This window comes from Pseudomonas sp. R4-84, from assembly GCF_054130985.1.
In genome coordinates this window covers 3,306,075-3,327,322 of record NZ_CP096390.1, presented here as the reverse complement: position 1 = coordinate 3,327,322, position 21,248 = coordinate 3,306,075, and the positions used below count along the sequence as shown (strand labels likewise).

Genomic DNA, 21,248 nt, shown 5'->3' with positions numbered 1-21,248 from the left:
GGCGCGTTCGAGGAGCCGGACGAAGCCCGTACATAACCGCAGATCATCAGTTGCTCCACATAAAAGTCGCTGTGTGCCGTTCCCGCCTGTCTTTATTCTTTCACCTTGAGAGCCAAGAACGTAACGCGTATCTCAAGGTGAAGGAATGACCACTATTCCCTGATCGAACAAATGCGAGTGCTGGTTGATATCGGCGCGGTTCCTGTCGTATTCGCTGCTAGGAAATTCAGTTTCCACTGGGCGCCGGTTATTCGATGTCGAATCTAACCAGCATTCTAACCAGCAACTATTGCCCCTTTGTGCCGATTCGGTAACTGACGTTGCCGGGAACTCTATCGCTCAAAAAACACGTGCGCGGGAAGATCAAAAATGACTCAGTTGAAAACAACAGAAGAATACCAGTCGATTGCTCGGCAACTGACCTTGCCAAACAAGGCTGTGATCGATGGTGAAATACGTTCGGCACTTTCCGGCGCAACGTTTAGCACGGTCAATCCCGCCAATGGCGAGCACCTCGCCGATGTGGCCGCTTGTTCGTCAGCCGATGTGGACGTGGCCGTCACTGCGGCGCGGGCCGCTTTCAATGATGGTCGTTGGTCACAGCGTCATCCCAGTGCGCGTAAGCAGGCAATCTTGCGCCTGGCGACGTTGATTGAAGAAAACGCAGTGGAACTCGCGGTGATGGAAAGCCTGGACAGCGGCAAGACCATTTTCGATTGCCAGACAGTCGATGTGCCGGAAACCATTAATTGCCTGCGCTGGCACGGCGAGGCCATCGACAAGATCTATGACCAGGTGTCACCGGCGTCCGATGGGCATCTCGCGCTGGTTGTCCGTGAGGCGATCGGCGTGGTTGGCCTGGTCTTGCCTTGGAACTTTCCGCTGTTGATGCTGGCCTGGAAAATAGGCCCGTCGCTGGCTGCGGGTTGCTCCTTGGTGGTCAAGCCGGCGGAAGAAACCCCGTTGACGACCCTGCGCGTTGCTCAGTTGGCCTTGGAAGCTGGCATCCCCGCCGGGGTCTTCAACGTCGTGACCGGCGGCGGGGCTGAGGTCGGTGAGCCCATTGGCCGTCACCCTGATATCGACGTCATCTCTTTCACGGGCTCGACAGATACCGGGCGTCGCTTCCTGAAATACTCCGCCGAGACCAATCTCAAGGAAGTGGTGCTGGAGATGGGTGGAAAGAATCCTTGCATCGTCCTGGACGATGTCAGTGATCTGGACAGTGTTGCCTCGCACATCGTGAATGGTGCGTTCTGGAACATGGGGGAGAACTGCTCCGCCATCTCTCGATTGATCGTGCATGAGGACATCAAGCACGCCCTGGTCGAGCGCATCAAGCATTTCGCCAGCGACTGGCATGTGGGTGATCCACTCGATCCGGCCAACCGCGTTGGCCCGTTGGTGTCCACCGAACATTTCAGCAAGGTCAGCTCCTACCTGGGTCAGGGTGAGCCGGTGCTCTTCGGTGGGCAGACCAGCCAGGGCCGGTATGTACACCCAACCATCATCGAGGCCTCAAGCAATGACGCGAGACCTGCGCGCGAAGAAATCTTCGGCCCAATCCTCACGGTAATCACCGTCACCAGCCTCCAAGAAGCGGTGGCAGTGGCCAACGACACGGACTACGGACTCGCCGCCTCGGTGTTCACGGACAACGGCAAGCGAGCGATGCGTGTCGCCCGCGCCCTCAAGGCCGGGACAGTGACCATCAACTCGTTTGGAGAAGGTGACATCACCACACCCTTCGGCGGTTACAAACAATCAGGTTTTGGTGGCCGCGACAACTCGCTGCATGCCCACGATCAGTACACCCAGTTGAAAACCATTTGGCTGGATCTCTCCAGCGATGAAGAAGGGGCTTGATTCAATGTCCGCATTCGCTTTTTCCGGCATCAACCTGGCCGTTACTACGCCTTTCGATGCCCAAGGCAAGATCGACTATCTGCGTTTCGAGACATTGCTTGAGCGCTACCTGGTTGCCGGCGTGCAGGGTTTTGTCCTGAGTTCCGGGACCGGCATGCATGTGTACCTGAGCAAGGAAGAATCCAGGCAATTGGTTGCCTTCGGCGCCAAAGTCATCAATGGGCGCGCTCGCGTCATCGTGCAGACCTCTGCGTTATTGGTCGACGAGGTGGTGGAGCGCACCCGCCATGCTGCCGAATGTGGAGCCGATGGCGTCATGGTGCTCCCACCGTTTTTCGAAGGCCCAACCGACGACCAGGGCATCGTTGACTTCTACTCCACGGTGTCCGAAGCCGGGCTGCTCATCATCGGCTACAACGTGCCACAGGCGGTGGGCGTCGAAGTGACTCCCGATCTGTTTCGCCAGTTGAGCGAAATTCCGAACTTCGTATCGGTCAAGGACAGCAGCGGCGATCTCGCCGCGCAGGCGTCGCTGATCCGTACTGGCCTACCGACCATGAACGGTGCCGACCCCCTGGTGCCCTACGCGCTCTTTGCCGGTGCGGCGGGCCTGATCTGGGGCGGGGCGAACATGGCGCCGCATTCTTGTGTGGCGGTAGTGAAGGCCGCCATGGGGCAGGACTGGGCCCGTGCCCGGGAGATCTGGCGGGCGATCGAGCCGGCGATGTCGTTGATCTGGCAGGGTGATTACGTGCAATCGGTGTATGCCGGTGCCGAGATCACCGGCTATGGCGCGGGTAATCCTCGCCGACCGTTGGCGCGTCTGCCTGCTGAGAAGATCGCCGTGCTTAAGACAGCCCTTGAGCCTTTGATCGCTCTCGAGTCCGAACTCGCCTGACGATCCTGGGAGCAAGTCATGTACGTGGCCACTAAATTTCCAAAAAACAGCAGTCTTTCCGCCTGGGTGGCCATGCTTCCTGAGCGCGTACCGACCCTCCCACTGGAGGGGGTAGTGACCGCTGACGTTGCAATCATCGGTGCCGGCTTTGCCGGCCTCTCGGCCGCGCGTCGGTTGTCTCAGCTGGATCCGACGCTGCGGGTTGCGATACTGGAAGCCGGAGTTGTCGCAGAGGGTGCCACAGGGCGCAACTCAGGCTTCATCATTGATTTGCCTCATGAGGTCAGCTCGGAAGATTTCGGGGGCTCATCAACCGACCGGGCCCGACGGGACATCACGCTTTATCGGACGGCGATCGGCCTGGCCACGGAAATGGCGCAGGAGTATGGCTGGGGGCGCGATATCATTGACCCGTGCGGTCGCTACAGTGTGGCCATCAGCCAGAAAGGTGATGCTCACATCAAGGCGTATGCCCGACAACTGCAAGGGCTCGATGAGCCCCATGAACTCATGGATGCCAAAGGCATTCATGGGGTGACTGGCAGCCGACTCTACACCTCCGGGCTCTACATGCCCGGTACGGTGATGGTGCAGCCAGCGGCCTACATACGAGCGGTTGCAGACAGTCTGCGCAATCCGGTAACGCTGTATGAGAACTCTGCGGTCCGGTCCTTCGACAAACAGCCGGGAGGCTGGTCACTGCAAACGTCCAAGGGCACGGTAACGGCCAAACACATCATTTTGGCCAACAATGGCCATGCACAGAGTTTTGGTCTGTTTGCCGGGCAACTGCTGCATGTCTTTACCTATGCGTCGATGTCGGAGCCTTTTGACCCACGACGCTTGAGCGGGAAACGAGACTGGGCGGCCACGCCGGCGCTGCCCATGGGCACGACTGTGCGCCGGGTGAGTGGCGCTGAGGGTGATCGCATTCTGATCCGTTCGCGTTACTCCTATCACGCCGGGCTGGAAATCAATGAAGGCCATGTACGCAGTGCGGGACGCGTGCACGATGGCAAGTTCGCTGATCGCTTCCCCGGCCTCGCAGGCGTGAAGATGCAATATCGATGGGGCGGTCCGATGGCCTTGACCTGGAACAGCGTGCCGATTTTTGGCGAGATCGAGCCTGGATTATTCGCCGCTTGTGCGTGCAACGGCCTCGGGGCTTCGAAATCGACGGCTGCCGGGATTGCGGCGGCTGAGGCAGTCGTGAGGCTGGACTCGCAGTTGGTTGAGATTTTCTCCAATTATGACTCGCCCAAAAATCTTCCTGCCCAGCCATTTCTGAGCATTGGCGCGAAAGCGGATTTACGTTTGCGCGAATGGCGTGCCGGGCGTGAATAATGATGTCGTGAGCGCAGACACTAAACATGGGAAATTCATGAGCAGCCAGTTGGAAAGCGCCCTGCGTCATTACGATGTTTCCAAGCCTAAACTTGAAATCATCGTGTGCCTTCTGTCGATGCTGATCTTTGCAGGCCAGGGCGGATTCACCAAGGTGCTTGTCCAGGATCTCCCTATCGCGCAACTCGTCATGGTGCGTTATTGGGTGTTCCGGCTTCTGCCGTCGGTTATGGCGTTTATCACGGATGCTTACGAATGGCGTGTCGAAACCAGCACCCTTTTCTCCAGATCATCCGTGCGCTGATCGGGGTCAGTGAAATCGCTCTGTTTGGATTAGGGCTGCGCTACCTGGGGATGACTGAAATGCATGCCCTGTACGCAGTGTTCCCCTTGATGACCCCGACTTTCATTCTTGGGGGAATACGTCGGCGTTTGCCGATGGATTACTGCCGCGATCGGTTTCACGGGTACGGTGGTCATCTTTCGACCAGGCACCGGTGTTTTCGATAACAGGCGTAGTGGCCCAGCTTTTACTTATCCAAGCGTTGAGATACGCGACGGCGGCCACGCTCCAGCCTTTCAACTACACGCTTCTGGTGTTTGCCACGTTGATAGGCTTGTTCGTATTTGGCGAGCTTCCGGACACCTGGAGCTTCGTGGGACGTGTTTGGTGATTGCCGCAGGCCTCTATGCGATCAAGGCGAAAGGGTAGGGATTCCTGCTTTTATCTTATTCCTCTGAGAAATAAGCATAATAGAATATATTCCTTGATCGAATTAGCTGGCGTGCTAAGTTGACGCTACCGGACCGCCGGATATGTTCAACCTTATTCTTATGGTACGACTATGTCCGGCGCCCGAATCGACCAGTCAAGTAAGCGTCGCGTTCATGAGCTACTCGTGGCATTCGGTTTTACGCCGGTCGATGCCGGCCCCTTGCTGATGGCGCGCACGGGGAAGTCCAGTCGGCTCAGAATGCGGCTGCTGCGACCGTCCCAGCAATGTATCGCCGGTGCAAGGGTGTCCGCCCCATAAAGCCGTTTTTGCTCGGCGTGCCAGCGTGGGAAGGCACCATGGAAAGCCCATGGCCCGGGCACCACGTTCGTAGCGCTGGTCGGGTGTGCTGAGGGCTCACCCCGCAGCTGTTCGCCGACCCGTCGCGCGGCATCTGCCAGCTCCGGACCGAGCAACGTCAAACGCTCCAAGGTGAGTCGATAGGCCGGCCCGGCGACGCTCAGCGCACCGCGCACGTTGCCGTGCTTATCGATGATCGGGGCGGCGACGCAACGCACTCCTAGTCGTATCTCTTCATCATCCAGCGCGTAGCCGCGAGTACGGGTGATCTGCAATTCGGCCAACAAGCGCCGGCGATCGGTGATCGTCAGCGGTGTCAGCGGCTCCAGCACCAGTCCCTTGAGAATGTCATCACGGGCGCCGGGTACCAGCGCCGAAAGGATGGCTTTGCCCTGACCGGTGCAGTAGACAGGCTTGCCCTGGCCGAGGCTGGCCGCAGAGCGCAGGGTGTGGGCGCCATCGCAACGCTCAAGCGACAACACCTGGTTACCGTCCAGTACAGCCAGGTAAGAGGTTTCGCCTGTGAGGTCACGCAATGCACGAAGCTCTGCGCTGGCGGCCGCCACAAGGTCCGGCTCCAGGTAAGCGTTACGTACCATCTCCAGATAGTTGAAGCCCAGCCGGTAGACCTTGCGTGTAGGGTCGCGCCGAATCATGCCGCGCTCCACCAGTGTGGCGAGCATTCGGTACATCGTTGTGCGTGGCAATTGAACCTGAGCGGCCATTGCGTTTGGCTGATGCCGTTGGGAGTTGCGCCAACGGCTTGCAAGACATCCAAGGCTTTTTCCAGTGCGCCCGTGCCATCCCCGGTCTTCATCGAATATTCCCACCTTTTGGAACTGCTCTGGTTGGTCACCCATTCTGCTGCTTTTTCATTCGGTTTTCCGCCATAGAATCGAACTCAGCGGAGCAGATTACGGGTTTAGTTCCACATAGTGGGAATGCCGGGCTGCTCATCAGATGCCGTATCGTTTGGAGAACCAATAAGAATGTCCACCATCCACACCTACGCTGACGCTCATGAAAGCGCTTCTGGCAAGCGGGTTGAAGTCAGTGATGAAGTCCTGGCCAAGCTCGCCACGTGCAGCAGTGGTTCGTTAACGACTCAATTATTCAAGCGTGGCTTTCGCCAGCCTGCGCTGGTCGGCCTGCGCGCCATGACGCGCGACATCAAGTCGTTCGTGGAACCGAAGGGCGACGGAAATCCTTGCGCAGCCACCAAACATAGCGGTGCCGAACCGTTTCGAAACGAGCGTCAATGCGCGGAAATTCAATGAACAGATCGTCATCGATCAGATTCGTTTCCTCGATCCGGTTGTCGGTATCGCTCATGTCCTGTAGTGGTCTAATGATTCCGGACACTCATTTAGGCGAGAATGCTCGCCAGATCGAGGTGTCAGATGACCAAACAACGCCGCTCCTTTACTCCTGAATTCAAGCGCGAGGCTGCCGACCTCGTGCTCAAACAAAACTACAGCTACATCGAAGCCAGCCGTTCACTCGGCATTGGTGAGTCAGCATTGCGCCGCTGGGTTGACCAGATTCAGAAAGAACATAAAGGCATCACCCCGCAGAGCAAGGCGCTGACGCCGGAACAGCAAAAAATTCAGGAGCTGGAGGCCCGGATCGCTCGGCTTGAGCGAGAGAAATCCATATTAAAAAAGGCTACCGCGCTCTTGATGTCGGAAGATCACGAGCGTTCGCGCTGATTGACCAGTTGAGCGCCCATGAACCGGTTGATTGGCTGTGCAAGGTGTTTGACGTCACCCGCTCGTGTTACTACGCCCAGCGCCTGCGGTGCCGCACGCCCGATGTTGAACGGCTTCGATTGCGTAGTCGCGTCAGTGAGCTGTTCTCGCAAAGTCGCAGCTCTGCGGGCAGTCGCAGCATTCTGTCGCTGATGCGTGAAGACGGTGAGCAGATCGGTCGATTCAAAGTGCGCAGCTTGATGCGCGAGCTTGATTTAGTCAGCAAACAACCCGGCTCCCATGCCTACAAACGAGCAACAGTAGAAAGACTGGATATCCCGAACACATTGAACCGCGAGTTCGACGTGCCAGCGCCCAATCAAGTCTGGTGCGGCGATATCACCTACATTTGGGCGCAAGGAAAGTGGCATTACCTGGCTGTCGTCCTAGATCTTTGTACGCGTCGGATCGTGGGCTGGGCGCTGTCGGAAAAGCTACATCCGGATGAGCGGGGGCAGGGCAGAGCTAGGGTTATCAAGACTATGCTAGGATTAGATAGCGTAGATAACTGATGAGGAGATTTCCATGAGCGTTACAGAGCAATCGGGCGTCTCCACCTTGATCGGTACGCCTAAGGAGGCTCGGGCCAGCTTGAGCCGTTCGCATGCGGACCGAGTGCTGGTCGTGTCCTTCGATCAGGTCAACCTCAGCGTATTTGAGGTGTTGGCGGAGAATTTCGCCAATGTGGCCTCCTCAATGTATGAGGTGCTGCAGGAGCGTCAGGATCCGAAGTCGCTGGAGCGACTGGCCGAGGTGTTTGTGACGCGTAAGCCGCCGTCGCCTCGCCTGCTCAAGGAAGCGGCAATGCTGGTACAGGCCCGCAAAGCGGTGTTGGAAAGCGGTGATTGGCTGACCGCCGCGGACATCGCCCAGGTGGCACAATTAAGTACCCGAAACCCGAGTGCTCAGCCCAACAAATGGAAAAAGCAGGGGCAGATCTTTGCCATCAGTCACGGTGGGGTCGATTATTTCCCGGGTTACGGCTTGGATCCGGATGCGGGCTATCGGCCGTTCAAGCCATTAGCCAAAGTCATTGAGGCTTTCGCTGGCCACAAGGACGGCTGGGGTATGGCTTACTGGTTCCGTTCAGATAACAGTTTTCTGGGGGGTAAAAGGCCCCAGGACCTGTTGGCATCGGCGCCTGATCGGGTGATTGCTGCCGCACTGGATGAGATCCAGGGCATTGTCCATGGCTAAGCAGCGTACCGAGTCCAGTGAGGGTAGGGCGATGCCTCCCACGGATTTGGCGGCGTCCGTTACCCCAGTGCCTGCGGCTACGTTGCACGTCACTTACCGTGATCGCCAAAGGCGATGTGCTTCATCGTGTACACCAGGATAAGTATCAGCCTGATCAATTCAATCCTGGTGTGCACGGCAATGCACGCTTCAGCCCGATCCAGGATAATCAGGGGCGGGCGATTCCCACCTTGTATGGAGGCACGACAGTCGAATGCGCCTTGATGGAGACCGTCTTCCACGACGTTCCCCATACGGCTGGGTTTAAGAGCTTCGACAAAGGCAAGCTGACTGGACAGGTGCATACTGCCGTCCAGGTTAGCCAACCGCTGCACCTGGTTGATCTGTCCAGCGTGCCCCTGCGGAAACTGGGCATCACGCGCAAACAACTGATCGACACTGAGAAAGATCAATACCCTGCGCCGCGCAAATGGGCCGAGGCAATTCACCGTCAGTGTCCAGATGCCCAAGGGCTGTCTTGGGTGTCGCGACAAGACGATTCGGCACGTGCGGTGGTGCTCTTTGGTGACCGGGTTCCTGACGGCGCACTCCATCCGCAGGGGGCGTCACGCTGCTTGACCGGCGACTCGACTGTGTTCGACGCGGTGCTCAATCTGGCAGAGCGGATTGGGGTCGTTATCATCGCGGGAAAAAGCTGAGTCAAAATGGCCGAACAGTACCCCTAAAATTCACTCTCTGAAGCCGGAACTGCCATTCATTAGAACTCGCTGAGGAGGGCGGGCTTCTGTGGGGTGTCGGGGGTTCCGTAGAAAGTTTATGCAGCGTCGACGGCCAAATACGTCTTGCGTGCATCCCAAGGAAGGGCGGTGCTTGTCCCTGAACTCAGAAATGACACGATGGCTGGCTCCGCGCTGGCCTTGGACACGGAGCTCGTTATGATCGCCAACCAACCGTTGAATGATGAACTTGTGAGCCGGCTGGAAGAAAAAATTCCAATCATGGCGAAGGGCGCAATTCATGCCGCTTATATCAATATGCTGGCGGCCGGACTCAGTGTGATGGAGGTCCGTGATGGCGTGCTAGTTGAAACAACGGCCGATGGTCAGCACACGGTTATTAGAGTGGCCAAGCCCAAGCATAAGGTAGCTTCGGGCAGGATTATCAAGGTGCGCCGCTTTTCATAACGAGCGGCGAGAGCGCCCGTATCTTCACGATGTCGCCGCGCAACGCGCGGGAAATCTGACATTCGTAATGTCAGTCTTTGTGCTGTGCGCGGAAGATGGCCGCCAAGCTCGCTATCGCATGGGGTCCGTTAAATCAATGCCCCTGGGCTTTCAACTTAGCCAAGCCCTGTTTGATATGTCCGGCGTTCTCTCCGATCATTTGCAGCGCACCGCGGACATTATCGCCGGTGTCTGTCGCACCTTGGCCTTCTACCTTCAAGGTCAGCTCCATTACCGCGGCCTCCAAGGCGAGCTGATTTTGGTAAAGCCGCTCAAGAACATCAGAAAGGGAGTATTCGGTGGGCATCATCTCGACTCCAATCAAGGAGTCGAAAGCGTAGCAGCGTAAGGGACAGAAACCAAAGGTCAGTGCGGGCTAGCGAGTATTGCAGGGTCTAAAGACAGCGATCGGCCAAATGCGACATTCACGCTGAGCTGTTTCCAGACCGAAGCGGTCATTAACGGCGTCGCGATGGTCATCGCTCGGTGAAAAATGCCTTCAGTGCACGAGCCAACTCGACCGGAGCTTCTTCAGCAATGTGGTGACCGCAGTCGATACCTTCTCCGGTGACTTTCAGTTCTGCCCATGGCTCCCAAACTGCAACTACATCGCCGTACAGGTCCTCTAGGTCATCCCTTAACGACCAAATAACATGGAGCGGACATTGAAGTTTTCGACCAGCCTCACGGTCTTCCCGATCATGCAGGTAGTCCAGCTCGATACCCGCGCGGTAGTCACCGAGCATTCCAATAACAGTTTCATGATCGTGAATCGCAGCCTGAAAATCCTCGTAATTTTCCCGTCCCATAGTTTCTGAGCAACCCCCATACCAACCCTTTGGATCCGCGAGGATTGCCCTCTCTGGCTTGTCGGGCTGAGCATAGAAAAACCAGTGCCACCATTTGGATGCGAACCGCGCGTCACATCGCTCAAGAGCCTCCAAGATAGGCACACCGTCTAGGATTGCCAGTTTTAGCACGCGTGACGGGTGGTCTAACGCTGAGCGGAAAGCAGCGTAGCTACCTCGATCATGACCCGCTAGGTAAAACTTATCGAACCCAAGGCTATCCATGAGGGCAACGCAGTCTCGCCCTTTCGCTCTCTTTGAATGAGCTTCGTAGTCATTGGGGGGCGCAGGCCGGCTGGACTTGCCGAACCCTCTCAAATCGGGACAGACCACCGTAAAAGAACTGGCGAGCAGCGGTGCAACCCTATGCCAAGTCGTGTGCGTACGCGGGTGCCCATGAAGTAACAATAACGGCGGGCCCGAGCCACCATAGCGAACGCGTAATGTCGCCTCAGGCAAGTCAATCATTTTTAGCTGGAAACCTTCGAACATCGTCACTCCTAACGAGGCTTTCCACTCCAAACAATAGATCACGGATACGGTAGCTAGGTCGGACGAGCGGCTGAATCCTCCGCAGGATGCATCATACGGTGTTGGCCCCAGTAAGGGTAGGACAGCCAATGGTTCAAGCTTGCGTGGCCGCTACGGTTCTTAATCTTCAGGAAGAATTTTATTTAGTGTAAAGCGTCAACTCTCTGAGCCTGCTCTCTGTTGCGTGGTCAAACCGACTCAGAATCACATCGGCTTGTTCCTCTGTGATAGCTCCAGCACACCTTAGGCCAATCACAAACCCATGAGCTTTTGCGCCGTTTTTCACCGCTAGGATCATCGATCCGGCAGTCTCGATCTCTTTGAGTATTTTCTCGGCAGGGCGTACCGCCCCGACTGGCAAGTCGAAAGGTTCGCTGGACATTCTATACTCCGTACACGCAAGTTTGCCCTTCGCTGGGCTGGGGCGTATCGCCCTCTATTCTCATCGACCCTATTAGGCGAGGTAGGGTTTCCTATGATCCTTTAGCTTGTAGCGCTCTCCCAGGGCCCTGCGCCGTTAAGCACCTGGGTTAGGCGACGAATGGTGCTGCGTGCATGCTTCCCGAAGGAACCCAATCCGTTTCCAAAAAATCTATCTAAGCAACGGGAGGGTAAAGTACTGAAGTGTGGCTGCTGGATCTGTTGGGGCGATGCGTATCGAAAAGGCCTATACGGTGATTGGGACGACATCATCTGCGTCGCTTGTGGTCATTACAAAATCAGCCGTCGCTTGTTAAAACATTACCTAGGTAAGAAGTTTGATGTAGAGCGCATGCGTGCCAATTTCAAGCACCTTAACGCTCAAGGTTGCACTCCCATTGTGGAAAGACACAGCGCTATCTTTGCAGGGGAAATGCCGCTACGAGAACCAATTGAAAAGCTGGTTGGTTGGCCGCTCGGACACGCTGTAAACAGAACGCGTTGAATGAAACTGTTTTTCGTTTGCGTTGGTGGTTCTGGCAAGTCTCAAACATGACATGAGTCCAGGCGCTGACGGCGGAGAGAAGCTTTGTGGCCTGTGCTGCCTCAAGCGATACCTGGCCTGGGGATGGCTATCCAGTCGCGCGCCATTAGGTGATCGGTTGCAACCTTTGTGCGCATGATGAAGGGGCGTGACTGAGCGCATCAGTGGAACGCGATGCACTGGAATTCGGACAGGGACGCGCTGGTGTGTTTTGGAATGCGTCAGCGGCATTAGAAACCAATTGGCTTGAGTGATGACTCAACCATAACGGTTGCCGAGCCATAATTTTTCATACCCGCCTGCAAGCCGAGCGCGAGCTCCAGATCTGCAATACACTCTAAGTTACCCATCAAAAACGAGACCTACCATGTCCAAACTCGCAGAATTTCGCCAGCTCGAGAAGCACCTCGCTGAACAGCTCCAAGCACTTGAAGCCCTCAAAGGCGATGCTGGGCTTAAGAAAGAAATTGAATTTGAAACGAAGCTCCGCGATTTGCTAGAAAAATACAGCTACAGTCTGAAAGACGTGATCAATCTGCTTGATCCACAGGGGGGACGTCGCGCTGCAGCGGCGACTCTAAAATCTGGCACGCGGAAAGTTCGCCAGGTGAAGGCCTATAAAAACCCGCACACAGGCGAGATCATTGAAACGAAAGGTGGCAATCACAAAGGCTTGAAAGAGTGGAAGGCTGAATACGGCTCAGACACCGTTGAGTCTTGGCTGACCAAGTGACTAGGTGTTGAATACAAAGGAGCGCTGCGGGCTCTTTCGGTTCTCGATTTTTCCGCGAGCCGCCTGAACCAGTTTCAGGCGCTGGTTTGACTGGCGCTCCTTGATTTTTTCTCGCCGTACACCTATCCCAAGTGGAAGTGGTGAGGGTGGTATTGATCTCAATACCATCACCTACATCTTGGACTGCTTAACGCGGTAGACCATATGTCATGGTCGCATCGGAAGCAATGGCCGCCTTGCTCTTCCTGGAGATGCTTCGCGAAACCGCAATTCACACAGCAATAGAGCGCGGAAATAGGTGCTATTTTGAACTCCGGGCGATGTTCCACAGGCAGAACGGATAACCCAGGGCGTAGGTCCTCATGATCGTAAAAATAAAGGCTGATATCGCCGTCAGTCTCCATTAGCCCCAGTCTCACCTGGCCTAGGTGTTCAACGCCTTGTTGCCGCAACTCCATCAGCAGCTCGCTCGATGAAATGTTCAGCTTTTCTAACGATTTGAGCTCGTATTGGCCTTCGATGATGACAGTCACAGGCAAGCCATCAATCCACGCTTCAAATTTTTTGCTCTTCGTCATGATCAGTACGGTAGTGCGATAGAGAAGCAGGAGCGTTAGAAAAACCACTGCTACCGGCAACAGCGGGACGTCATGGTAGAAGGACACGTCCCCGGCAGCGGAGCCCAAGGTCAGAATGACGACTAGCTCAAAGAGTGATAGCTGCCTTATGCCCCGCCTACCACTTGATTTTAAGAATAGAAAAACAGCGAGAAAGGCAAAGGTTGCTCTGAAGCCAACCTCTAACAAGAATGGCAATGGGAACTCATCTATCAACATTCGCTGTAGATCGAAGGGTGACATCATTGCCTCTGTTGATTTAGAACGGCCAAGGGATAGCGGTGCACTCAATCGCCAGACCTGCGATTCGGAGCGCATTTGCTAGTTAACAGAAACAGGAACGCATTCAGCATGATGAGGCAAGCTCCCACAATGCTTAACAAACTAGGCGTCTGCCTAGTTTAGACATGGCTGACCGCCAAATGGATTGATGTTCCCAGATAGCGCCAGGATTGAAGCCTGGAGCTACTGAGCTCCGCTCGCTCGCCATGTGACATCAGTGACGCCGTACTTCTCAGCTTGAGGCTTTGAGACCATCTTCATTGGCGGACGGCCTGGCTTGGGGATGGGGGCAATGCCGACATCGCAGCTTGCCCAGTGCCAGGCCTCTACGTTTCGCATCGTTTTGCTGCGGATGATGAAGGATTTTGGTTCGCCGTGAAGTTTGTAGGCGATGACGAACAGGTTGTTGTCCATGAGTGGCTCCATTTGCTCATATCTAACGGAGTCATCAGGCTGGGAAAAATTCAAATGAATTGGGAATCTTAGATGGGGCGCACAGTGGCAGACGCCTTATCCAGGGCTGACCGGCCCGAAGAACGCCTAACTGCGTGAATCAGAACGGTTGCTAATGCTTTCACTTTGACTAAGACGTCCGGGTGATCCTTAACGATGGCTTCAACAGGCATACTCGCTACGTCAGCATCGCTTGGATCTTGCACGAGGTTCAAACCACCCACCGCCCCAACCGCAATCGCTCCGTCTGCTCCGTCAGCCCCGTTGCCGGATAGGATCACACTGATCACTCGGGGGCCGAAGACTTCAGCGGCGGTCTGAAAGAGACGATCAACTGCTGGCCTACAAAAATTCACTTTCGGTCCGTCACTTAAAAAAACCAAGCCAGGTGCCGAAACCTCAAGGTGTTTGTCTGGCGGAGCCAGATATATACGGCTAGGCAGAATAGCGTCGCCATTCGCGCCATAAGCTATCGGCATAGATGAGGATCGCTGAAGAATGGCGGCCATCATCTTCAGGCTTGAAGAGTGAGTATGCAAAACGATCAAAATTGCGGCGGGAAATTTCGGTGGCAAACCCGCGAGAATTTCTTTCAATGGCTCAATACTTCCCTCTGACCCGCCGATGACGACGATGTCTCTGTACTGGACGATATCGTCTGACATCATTTTCTCTCCTGCTCGGGGGGATAGGTACTCTTTCTCATGAGGATGTAGCGGCCAATAAATTGTCCTGCTGATTCCCCACCATCGAGTGTAGCCTGCCAGCCTAATAACGGCCGCCACCAAAAGACGTGTACAGTCTGTACATGATCTCCTGCTGGAGCCCACCTTCATCGGGCATGACGATACTAGCTCGCGTAGCAATGCCCGAGCCCTAATCGCATCCTAAGTCGCGATTAGTATGCCGGAAGGTCCTTGGTTCGCGCGTGATTGCTTTGACGTTGTGTTCCCGCTGATCGGTACGAAAATAGCTCCGCCAGACCCACCGCCAATTTGACGACGCACAAATGACGCTCTTCTTACCGATCTCAGCAAAGCTGACGCCTAAAGCGTTGTCCCTTTCGCTGATAGGTTTCATTCTCCTAGTTTGTTTTTCAATGATCCTCGCAACCGCCTGGCAGATGGTTCATACGAACATGTATTTGCTCCGTGGTGGTCATATGTCTATCAATCGGTCGCGCTGGTAGGCTCCATCTTATTGGCACTAGCATTTTTATGAGGAAGGTCTTCTCCAGCGGGTGACCGATATGCACGCAAGGCTCCACAGTGGAGCCTATCGGGCAACGCTGTCGCGGCGGGTCTATATCCCCAAAGCCGACGGCAGGCAGCGTCCGCTGGGCGTTGCCTCTCTGGAGGACAAGATCGTACAGCAGGCAGTCGTTACCCTTCTGAATGCGATCTATGAAGAGGACTTTCTGGGTTCTCGTACGGGTTTGGGCCGTAGCCAGCACGATGCGCTGGATGCGTTGACGGTCGCGCTCAAGGGCCAGAACGTGAACTCGATATTGGATGCGGATATCACGTCGTTCTTTGATGAGATCGACCATGAATGGATGTTGATGTTTCTAGGACACCGGATTGCAGACCGACGCATTCTCGGGCTCATCTGCAATGGCTTCAGGCGGGAGTAATGGAGGATGGCCGTAGGGTGGCTGCGACCAAGGGGACGCCCCAAGGCGCAGTGATATCGCCGTTGCTGGCGAATATCTATCTTCACTTCGTGCTGGATCTACGGGCAAGGCAGTGGCGCCAGCGCATGACCCTGGCGATGTGATCGTTGTGCGCTAAGCGGACGACAGCGTGGTGGGTTTCAGGACGCAATGGCAGGCACAGCAGTTTCTGGTGCAGTTGCAGGAACGCTTGGCCAGGTTCGGTATCCCTCAACGCCTCGAAGACACGGCTGATTGAGTTTGGTCGTTTTGCTGCGAGAAATCGTAGGAAGCGAGGTTTAGGAAAACCGGAGCCGTTTGATTTCCTGGGCTTCACACACCGCTGTAGTACCAACAGGAGTGGTGGGTTTCAAATACTGCGGCTGACGGTCAAGAAGCGAAGGCGTGCAACGCTGCTGGCTATTCGGGATGAGCTGAAGCGCCGACGACATGAACCCATCCGGGCTCAAGGGCAATGGCTCACTCGGGTGGTAAGTGGTTACTTCAATTACCACGCGGTGCCGGGAAATCTGTTACGCCGGGGTGGTTTTCGTCTGGCGGTATGCCGTCTAGGGCGGCAAGCCCTCTAACGTCGCAGCCAGCGTAATCGCCTTCAATGGTCACGCTACGAACGCCTTGCTGGCCTCTACATACCTAGACCCAGAAATGCACATCCTTACCCTGAGGATCGCTTCGCGTCACACACCCGAGGCAAGAGCCGTATGCGGTAGTTCCGCACGTACGGATCTGTGCGGGGGGCGGCAGGTAACTGCCGTCCCTACCGCGACCAATGTCCGGGCCGAAATGACCTGGCAGCAGAATGGTGGCGCCACAATGTGCTGCCATTGTGCTGTCGACCGTCAGCATTCCGCTACGCCTGGATTGCCGATATCTGGAAACAGACTGTAGGCGGTTTAACCGGGGGCGCTCCTTGGGCTAGCTTCCGACGGAGCGTTGCCCGGGAGCCTATTGAGGGGGCGAGCGATAACGGAGTTCAATCCAGCAATGAGTCGGCGACTAACCCTGGCAGAAACGTCCTATTTGCACAAAGCCATCGGTATAAGCGACCGCTTATCTATCTGGTGAATTTCCATCTCAATCTTCAGGTCTCTACTGATCTATGCGCTGCGGGAAAGATCATGTCTCCGGAAATAGATGTGCACACTCCAATATCCGCTCGGCCTGATACAGCCGGGCCAGGGCAGGGAGATCTCGATTGTCTGGTCATTGGTGCCGGGCCAGCTGGGTTGACGACAGCTGTGTACCTGGGTCGGTTTCACCGAAAGGTACTCGTTGCGGACGGCGGGCCAAGCCGTGCGAGCTTGATCCCGGTATCTCATAACTATCCTGGCTTCCCACCTGGCATCTCTGGCAGCGAGCTGCTTGCGCGCCTGCGCGAGCAAGCTAAGCGTTACGGCGCGCGAATTGAAGACGGGCGAATAGAATCTCTAATAAAGAATAGCACCGGGTTCATAGCTCAAATAAATGAAAGATCTGTGACCGCTCGCAGAGTCGTACTTGCTACCGGTATCGTTGACACGCTTCCGCATATGGAGCGGCCCCACGATGCAGTCGCACAAGCGATTATCCGGTTATGCCCGATCTGCGACGGATACGAGGTGAACGGTGACAGCGTCGCGGTCTACGGGGAGGCGCAGTGCGCAGTAAAACATGCGTTGTTTCTCCGCAGCTTTACTGATCGGGTGACAGTGCTTGTAAACGAAGATGTTCATGGCTGTGAGGACGCGATTGCCACAGCCCGTGATGCGGGAATAAAAATAGTACGCGACCGAGTTACGCAGATTGAGATCATCAACAGGCAAGTGCAAGTGGCGACCTGCAATGGCGAATCGCTATGCTTCGACGTCGTCTACCCGTCCTTGGGATCGCATGTCTGCTCTGACTTGGCAATGCAGCTTGGCGCCGAGGCTAATGAGGAAGGAGCTCTGCGTGTTGATTCCCATCAGGGCACGTCTGTTTCCGGCCTGTATGCAGTGGGTGATGTGGTCGATTCGCTCAAGCAGATCAGCGTTGCCATAGGCCAAGCTGCTGTCTGCGCGACGGCAGTGCATAATAGCTTGCCGATGCGGTTGTGGAATCCTGAATAGCATAAACATATTTCGTGGGCTGGCCATTGTCGTAGTAGTAGGATTGTTCCCACCAGTGCGCCCACGTTGAGGCCAAGGCGTTAGCGCGGTGAGTTTTCTTCACGCCTGGCGCAACAAGGGGTGAACTTGCTCGCTGTCGAGTTCGACTTTCGAGCCGTGCCAAATAATCTAGCCTGTGACACTGCCTTGGTTCAGCCTCCTCGCCACGAGCCGGATACTCGCTCCGTCATGCACCAGAACTTTCCACTGACTGGCGCAGCGATTGGTGAATAGATAGGCACAGTGCGGCTGCGCCGCACCGAACACTGCCACCACTCCTGCCGGAGCAGTTTCGGTGCCGGCACGTATGTCCATGGGCTCGTAGCGAGCCAGATGCTGGTTCAGTCGTCGCGCAGCAAGCCAGATACCCACGCCGTCTTGCATCAGCACTTTCATCCGGTTGGCCCTGCAATTGGCGTACAGATAATGCAGACTGGACCGATACGCCTCAGGGTTCTATAACAGGAAGTTGTGATTGTCGAGCGTATCGCACCATTGCTGGATTTTCAGCGCGTTGGCTTGTTCGCAACTCATGGGGCGCTTACTTGAAACTGTATGTTCATGCAGTATCCGAGACAAGGCATACGTGCGAGGGCTAAGCGGCGAGCTGCGTCGACGGCAGCTTTCGGCCCAGGCTGTGTAAAAACCATCAACACCCATTGAAACCTTGAAGTCGGTCCACAAATCGCGCGCCTGCATGAATCTAAGCCTGTGGACCTGCGGACAAATTTCAGCTTTCACATAGAAGCGCGGGCGTGTTTTTTACTTGGGGTTTTCACACAGCCTGGGCCAGAAGCGGACGTTCCAGATAACTCGCTTCAGGTAGGACTGCCCTTCAGAATCGATGAATTTCAATCCGGCGGCTTGTATCTGGCGGCGCCGAATATGTCTGGTTCGGATTGTTTTAATAAGCAGCAAGCCCCTCTATCGGTAATTGCCTGGCGGGAAAAATGGGCCTTGATGTCCATAATTTATGCGCACATGCGATTGGGGAACTATTAAGCAGTAGTCATGCTAAATGGGCTTAGCCTGAATTCGGACATGGCGCAGCTGATGATGTCGAGATTGCCTTAATAATACTTCTCAGCAGTGTACCGGGTGGATACAAACGAGTTGAAACTAATGATTTTGAAAAGGATGTGTCCGTTCTGCTGTTGGGTAACCGGGGTGAAGTAGATCAGTTATAGATTTGGTTAGGTCTTTCATTGACCACGGCTTTTGCAGATAAATCGTCGGAGAAGGAACGGTTTCTGGCATCAGCTCATAGCCGGACATGAGTATTGTTTTTGTTGATGGCCATTTGTTTCTGATCATCCGTATAAATTCCATTCCATTGATCTGACCCGGTAACCCGTAATCAACAATTGCAAGGCTACAAGGCTGTCTTGATTGCAGCAGATAAACCAACGCTTGATCGGCGGTCTCAAATGCTACTGTCTTCGCGCCTATTTCTTCTACGATTTGCTTTGTAAGCGCACGCAGAGTTGAATCGTCTTCTACGACCACAATTTCGCCATCGATTTGTGGTAGCGCTTCCCAGTTAGCGGTCATAGCTGGCCTTGCGCAGACGAATGGTTGATACGACAGTGTACGCTCAATCTGTCTACCATGCCTCGGCTCGTTTACTCCACCAGCCGCACTGTCGCGAAGAATCTCGGCGTTCACATAGGCCCGGCATCCGCTTGTAGGTGGGCGGGTTTTGAGTAGTCAAGTACGCAAAAAGGGCTGTGGAATTAGTAATATTGGTAACCCTCGCCAACGCTTGCGATCCAAGATTCGCCACAGCCCGAACCCTAAAACCTTCTGGCGATGCGCTCCTTAATCTAGGACCTATGCAAAGGAGGCCACCTGTAATGGTTAAAGCAAGGGCGCTGCTGGCCGATAACCCTGCAAGGATGCCAGGGATCGTAGGCGTTTAATCGACTGGGCCTACCTATCATGCAGCTTCTTCCCTTTAAGAGCTTACGGGCAAAATTCGCGATTGTAGTGGCCCTCGCCGTGCTAGTCATCACTTGCATTTTCGGTAGTGTCATTGGCGCCTCCGCCATTTCCCGGCACAAAGAACAGACAGGACATCAGCTCGTTGAATATGCCGCCTCGATGATTGACCGCCTTGATCGTGACATGTACAGCCGCTCCAAGGAACTCGGCGTCTTGAGTGCGCTGGAGGCACTGCGCAACCCTGCTAACGTAGGTGAAGCAAGAAGTCTGCTCAACCACCTCAACGCCCAATTCCCGAGCTATTCATGGATTGGACTCACTAACGCTCAAGGAACGGTCGTTGCTTCGACCGGTCGTTTGCTTGAGGGCGTCAGCATTGCGCATCGGCCAGTCTTCATGGAAGGGCAGGACAAGACGTTTGTCGGCGACGTACACGAAGCGGTAATGCTTGCAAAGCTTTTGCCCAACCCTTCGGGGGAAGCAATGAAGTTTGTCGACATCAGCATGCCGGTACAGGATAAAGCCGGACGCTTTATCGGCGTACTGGCCACCCACCTTTCCTGGCAATGGGCCGCAGAAATAGGCCGAACCATGTTCGAGCCTCTGAAAAATAGCCTTCCGGGTTTAGAGTTTCTGGTCGTTAGCAAAGACGGGAATGTCCTGCTCGGCCCCAAGCACCTGATCGGCAAGCCAAGTGAGGCCGGCATAGCTCATAACAGTGAGATCCGATGGTCAGTGAATAAATGGCAGGATGGAAAAACCTATGTGGTGGGATCGGCTGAAAGCAAAGGACTTGATGGTTACCCTGGTTTGGGCTGGACCGTTGTAACGCGTCAGCCGGCAGAAGTCGCCTTTGCTGAGGCAAACGGACTCCGCGCAGAAATACTGCTTTGGGGGAGCATGTTGTCCATCGCTTTTGCTGTGATTGGATGGTTTGTGGCTGGTGTCATCACTGGACCGCTAAACCGAATAGCTGAGGCTGCTACGCTTCTCTCCGAAGGGGCCGATGTAGACATTCCGCTGGTGAAGGGGAGTATTGAAGTAGAAAAGCTGAGCATGGTCATTCGACACTTGGTTGAAAGCCTGACGCAAAAGAAGGGGCAATTGGCGCTCATCAAAGGGGTAGCCTATCGTGATACGGTGACAGGTTTGCCTAATCGCGCCGCGTTGGAAAACTACGTCAAGAATATAGAAAGTGAGCCTGGTCAGCGTCCTGCTTTTGGCGTGTTATGCCTGGATCTGGATGGTTTCAAACCAGTGAACGATCGTTTTGGACATGCCGTTGGGGATGCCCTGCTTCATGCTGTTGGGCTACGGCTCTTAGCAACGGTGCGCGATGGCGACATTGCGGTACGCCACGGCGGTGACGAGTTCGTGCTGCTGCTGCGGTTGAGGGCGGGCGAATCACTGACAAACGTGCAGAGCGCAGCTCAACGCATCATTACAAAGCTCGCGGAACCGGTCCCGCTAGCAGGCGAGGTGATCAGGGTAGGCTGTAGCATCGGGGGAGCACTGTGGGCCGAGGGCGACTTCGCTGACGCATTGGGTAAGGCCGATGAAGCGTTGTATGGAGCTAAGCGGGCTGGCAAATCCCAAGCGCAGTTTCATGAGTCCGCAGGATATAAAAATGCCTTAGCCAGGACACTGAGCTGTAAAGGTCTAAGATAATAGTACTTCGCGTTCGACGATTGATTCCAAAATACCGTGGCATCGTGAGCCAGATTTTAATGCG

23 protein-coding genes and 1 pseudogene are annotated in these 21,248 nt (G+C 55.2%); 15 read left to right on the top strand and 9 right to left on the bottom strand.

Annotated elements, in window-relative coordinates; translation table 11 throughout:
• Positions 1–369: 369 nt before the first annotated feature.
• Genes M1D68_RS14945 through M1D68_RS14930 form a run of 4 tightly spaced genes read left to right on the top strand, consistent with a single transcriptional unit; the run spans position 370 to position 4,412 of the window.
• On the top strand, positions 370–1,866 hold the full coding sequence (locus M1D68_RS14945; RefSeq protein WP_457967416.1) for an aldehyde dehydrogenase: 1,497 nt from the start codon (positions 370–372) through the stop codon (positions 1,864–1,866).
• A 4-nt stretch (positions 1,867–1,870) separates the two neighbouring features.
• Positions 1,871–2,764 (top strand): dihydrodipicolinate synthase family protein, encoded by an 894-nt coding sequence (locus M1D68_RS14940; RefSeq protein ID WP_457967414.1) that lies wholly within the window; start codon positions 1,871–1,873, stop codon positions 2,762–2,764.
• An 18-nt stretch (positions 2,765–2,782) separates the two neighbouring features.
• The gene (locus tag M1D68_RS14935) at positions 2,783–4,108 is read left to right on the top strand and encodes an NAD(P)/FAD-dependent oxidoreductase (protein WP_457967412.1); all 1,326 of its coding nucleotides are present in this window, start codon (positions 2,783–2,785) and stop codon (positions 4,106–4,108) included.
• Positions 4,109–4,145: 37 nt separating this feature from the next.
• Positions 4,146–4,412, top strand: a complete 267-nt coding sequence (locus tag M1D68_RS14930; protein WP_457967410.1) for a hypothetical protein — start codon at positions 4,146–4,148, stop codon at positions 4,410–4,412.
• 582 nt (positions 4,413–4,994) lie between these two features.
• Here M1D68_RS14930 and M1D68_RS14925 read toward each other — a convergent pair.
• Complete coding sequence (locus tag M1D68_RS14925) at positions 4,995–5,864, bottom strand: IclR family transcriptional regulator (RefSeq protein ID WP_457970741.1); 870 nt, start codon at positions 5,862–5,864, stop codon at positions 4,995–4,997.
• 306 nt (positions 5,865–6,170) lie between these two features.
• On the opposite strand from M1D68_RS14925, the gene M1D68_RS14920 reads away from it, so the two are divergent.
• From M1D68_RS14920 to M1D68_RS14900, 5 genes and pseudogenes are all read left to right on the top strand, one after another.
• Positions 6,171–6,458: a hypothetical protein gene (locus tag M1D68_RS14920; RefSeq protein WP_457967408.1), complete on the top strand. Its 288-nt coding sequence runs from the start codon at positions 6,171–6,173 to the stop codon at positions 6,456–6,458.
• A gap of 123 nt (positions 6,459–6,581) precedes the next feature.
• Positions 6,582–7,363, top strand: a pseudogene (locus M1D68_RS14915) (IS3 family transposase); the annotation flags it as partial.
• 157 nt (positions 7,364–7,520) lie between these two features.
• Entirely contained in the window at positions 7,521–8,126 is a 606-nt protein-coding gene (locus M1D68_RS14910; protein WP_457967406.1) for a hypothetical protein, read from the top strand.
• Positions 8,127–8,224: 98 nt separating this feature from the next.
• Complete coding sequence (locus M1D68_RS14905) at positions 8,225–8,824, top strand: RES family NAD+ phosphorylase (RefSeq protein ID WP_457967404.1); 600 nt, start codon at positions 8,225–8,227, stop codon at positions 8,822–8,824.
• A 237-nt stretch (positions 8,825–9,061) separates the two neighbouring features.
• On the top strand, positions 9,062–9,310 hold the full coding sequence (locus M1D68_RS14900; RefSeq protein WP_457967402.1) for a hypothetical protein: 249 nt from the start codon (positions 9,062–9,064) through the stop codon (positions 9,308–9,310).
• 133 nt (positions 9,311–9,443) lie between these two features.
• Here the strand turns inward: M1D68_RS14900 and M1D68_RS14895 are convergent, their stop codons facing one another.
• The 3 genes from M1D68_RS14895 to M1D68_RS14885 form a co-directional block, all read right to left on the bottom strand.
• Complete coding sequence (locus M1D68_RS14895) at positions 9,444–9,656, bottom strand: hypothetical protein (protein ID WP_457970739.1); 213 nt, start codon at positions 9,654–9,656, stop codon at positions 9,444–9,446.
• A gap of 169 nt (positions 9,657–9,825) precedes the next feature.
• Positions 9,826–10,689 carry an alpha/beta fold hydrolase gene (locus M1D68_RS14890; protein WP_457967400.1) on the bottom strand — a complete coding sequence of 288 codons (864 nt, stop codon included), beginning with the start codon at positions 10,687–10,689 and terminating at the stop codon, positions 9,826–9,828.
• 178 nt (positions 10,690–10,867) lie between these two features.
• Positions 10,868–11,110 (bottom strand): hypothetical protein, encoded by a 243-nt coding sequence (locus tag M1D68_RS14885; protein ID WP_434603964.1) that lies wholly within the window; start codon positions 11,108–11,110, stop codon positions 10,868–10,870.
• 159 nt (positions 11,111–11,269) lie between these two features.
• Between M1D68_RS14885 and M1D68_RS14880 the strand changes: the two genes are divergently transcribed.
• On the top strand, positions 11,270–11,653 hold the full coding sequence (locus M1D68_RS14880) for a hypothetical protein (RefSeq protein ID WP_457967398.1): 384 nt from the start codon (positions 11,270–11,272) through the stop codon (positions 11,651–11,653).
• A 406-nt stretch (positions 11,654–12,059) separates the two neighbouring features.
• Positions 12,060–12,425 carry a histone-like nucleoid-structuring protein, MvaT/MvaU family gene (locus M1D68_RS14875; RefSeq protein ID WP_457967396.1) on the top strand — a complete coding sequence of 122 codons (366 nt, stop codon included), beginning with the start codon at positions 12,060–12,062 and terminating at the stop codon, positions 12,423–12,425.
• A 167-nt stretch (positions 12,426–12,592) separates the two neighbouring features.
• Here the strand turns inward: M1D68_RS14875 and M1D68_RS14870 are convergent, their stop codons facing one another.
• From M1D68_RS14870 to M1D68_RS14860, 3 genes are all read right to left on the bottom strand, one after another.
• Entirely contained in the window at positions 12,593–13,285 is a 693-nt protein-coding gene (locus M1D68_RS14870; RefSeq protein ID WP_457970737.1) for a DUF421 domain-containing protein, read from the bottom strand.
• Positions 13,286–13,507: 222 nt separating this feature from the next.
• On the bottom strand, positions 13,508–13,738 hold the full coding sequence (locus M1D68_RS14865; protein WP_457967394.1) for a DUF6555 family protein: 231 nt from the start codon (positions 13,736–13,738) through the stop codon (positions 13,508–13,510).
• 68 nt (positions 13,739–13,806) lie between these two features.
• Positions 13,807–14,445, bottom strand: a complete 639-nt coding sequence (locus tag M1D68_RS14860) for a chemotaxis protein CheB (protein WP_457967392.1) — start codon at positions 14,443–14,445, stop codon at positions 13,807–13,809.
• A gap of 581 nt (positions 14,446–15,026) precedes the next feature.
• Between M1D68_RS14860 and M1D68_RS14855 the strand changes: the two genes are divergently transcribed.
• The 3 genes from M1D68_RS14855 to M1D68_RS14845 all read left to right on the top strand — a co-directional run bounded on the left by M1D68_RS14855 (position 15,027) and on the right by M1D68_RS14845 (position 17,536).
• Entirely contained in the window at positions 15,027–15,410 is a 384-nt protein-coding gene (locus M1D68_RS14855; protein ID WP_457970735.1) for a reverse transcriptase domain-containing protein, read from the top strand.
• 17 nt (positions 15,411–15,427) lie between these two features.
• Positions 15,428–15,553 carry a hypothetical protein gene (locus tag M1D68_RS14850; RefSeq protein WP_457967390.1) on the top strand — a complete coding sequence of 42 codons (126 nt, stop codon included), beginning with the start codon at positions 15,428–15,430 and terminating at the stop codon, positions 15,551–15,553.
• Positions 15,554–16,567: 1,014 nt separating this feature from the next.
• Entirely contained in the window at positions 16,568–17,536 is a 969-nt protein-coding gene (locus M1D68_RS14845; protein ID WP_457967388.1) for an NAD(P)/FAD-dependent oxidoreductase, read from the top strand.
• 168 nt (positions 17,537–17,704) lie between these two features.
• Here M1D68_RS14845 and tnpB read toward each other — a convergent pair whose 3' ends face one another.
• Both tnpB and M1D68_RS14835 read right to left on the bottom strand, forming a co-directional pair.
• Complete coding sequence (gene tnpB, locus M1D68_RS14840) at positions 17,705–17,959, bottom strand: IS66 family insertion sequence element accessory protein TnpB (protein WP_457967386.1); 255 nt, start codon at positions 17,957–17,959, stop codon at positions 17,705–17,707.
• 735 nt (positions 17,960–18,694) lie between these two features.
• The gene (locus M1D68_RS14835) at positions 18,695–19,126 is read right to left on the bottom strand and encodes a response regulator (RefSeq protein ID WP_457967384.1); all 432 of its coding nucleotides are present in this window, start codon (positions 19,124–19,126) and stop codon (positions 18,695–18,697) included.
• Between the two features lie 387 nt (positions 19,127–19,513).
• Here M1D68_RS14835 and M1D68_RS14830 point away from each other — a divergent pair, with 387 nt between their 5' ends.
• On the top strand, positions 19,514–21,184 hold the full coding sequence (locus M1D68_RS14830; RefSeq protein ID WP_457967382.1) for a sensor domain-containing diguanylate cyclase: 1,671 nt from the start codon (positions 19,514–19,516) through the stop codon (positions 21,182–21,184).
• Positions 21,185–21,248: the final 64 nt, after the last annotated feature.

Coding starts and splice junctions, on each gene's coding strand:
- M1D68_RS14865 (WP_457967394.1), bottom strand. CDS start 13,738: ATGGACAACAACCTGTTCGTCATCGCCTACAAACTTCACGGCGAACCA.
- M1D68_RS14875 (WP_457967396.1), top strand. CDS start 12,060: ATGTCCAAACTCGCAGAATTTCGCCAGCTCGAGAAGCACCTCGCTGAA.
- M1D68_RS14935 (WP_457967412.1), top strand. CDS start 2,783: ATGTACGTGGCCACTAAATTTCCAAAAAACAGCAGTCTTTCCGCCTGG.
- M1D68_RS14830 (WP_457967382.1), top strand. CDS start 19,514: ATGCAGCTTCTTCCCTTTAAGAGCTTACGGGCAAAATTCGCGATTGTA.
- M1D68_RS14835 (WP_457967384.1), bottom strand. CDS start 19,126: ATGACCGCTAACTGGGAAGCGCTACCACAAATCGATGGCGAAATTGTG.
- tnpB (WP_457967386.1), bottom strand. CDS start 17,959: ATGCAAGACGGCGTGGGTATCTGGCTTGCTGCGCGACGACTGAACCAG.
- M1D68_RS14860 (WP_457967392.1), bottom strand. CDS start 14,445: ATGATGTCAGACGATATCGTCCAGTACAGAGACATCGTCGTCATCGGC.
- M1D68_RS14885 (WP_434603964.1), bottom strand. CDS start 11,110: ATGTCCAGCGAACCTTTCGACTTGCCAGTCGGGGCGGTACGCCCTGCC.
- M1D68_RS14930 (WP_457967410.1), top strand. CDS start 4,146: ATGAGCAGCCAGTTGGAAAGCGCCCTGCGTCATTACGATGTTTCCAAG.
- M1D68_RS14945 (WP_457967416.1), top strand. CDS start 370: ATGACTCAGTTGAAAACAACAGAAGAATACCAGTCGATTGCTCGGCAA.
- M1D68_RS14895 (WP_457970739.1), bottom strand. CDS start 9,656: ATGCCCACCGAATACTCCCTTTCTGATGTTCTTGAGCGGCTTTACCAA.
- M1D68_RS14880 (WP_457967398.1), top strand. CDS start 11,270: ATGGTGCTGCGTGCATGCTTCCCGAAGGAACCCAATCCGTTTCCAAAA.
- M1D68_RS14925 (WP_457970741.1), bottom strand. CDS start 5,864: ATGCTCGCCACACTGGTGGAGCGCGGCATGATTCGGCGCGACCCTACA.
- M1D68_RS14920 (WP_457967408.1), top strand. CDS start 6,171: ATGTCCACCATCCACACCTACGCTGACGCTCATGAAAGCGCTTCTGGC.
- M1D68_RS14890 (WP_457967400.1), bottom strand. CDS start 10,689: ATGTTCGAAGGTTTCCAGCTAAAAATGATTGACTTGCCTGAGGCGACA.
- M1D68_RS14870 (WP_457970737.1), bottom strand. CDS start 13,285: ATGTCACCCTTCGATCTACAGCGAATGTTGATAGATGAGTTCCCATTG.
- M1D68_RS14845 (WP_457967388.1), top strand. CDS start 16,568: ATGTCTCCGGAAATAGATGTGCACACTCCAATATCCGCTCGGCCTGAT.
- M1D68_RS14900 (WP_457967402.1), top strand. CDS start 9,062: ATGATCGCCAACCAACCGTTGAATGATGAACTTGTGAGCCGGCTGGAA.
- M1D68_RS14940 (WP_457967414.1), top strand. CDS start 1,871: ATGTCCGCATTCGCTTTTTCCGGCATCAACCTGGCCGTTACTACGCCT.
- M1D68_RS14855 (WP_457970735.1), top strand. CDS start 15,027: ATGCACGCAAGGCTCCACAGTGGAGCCTATCGGGCAACGCTGTCGCGG.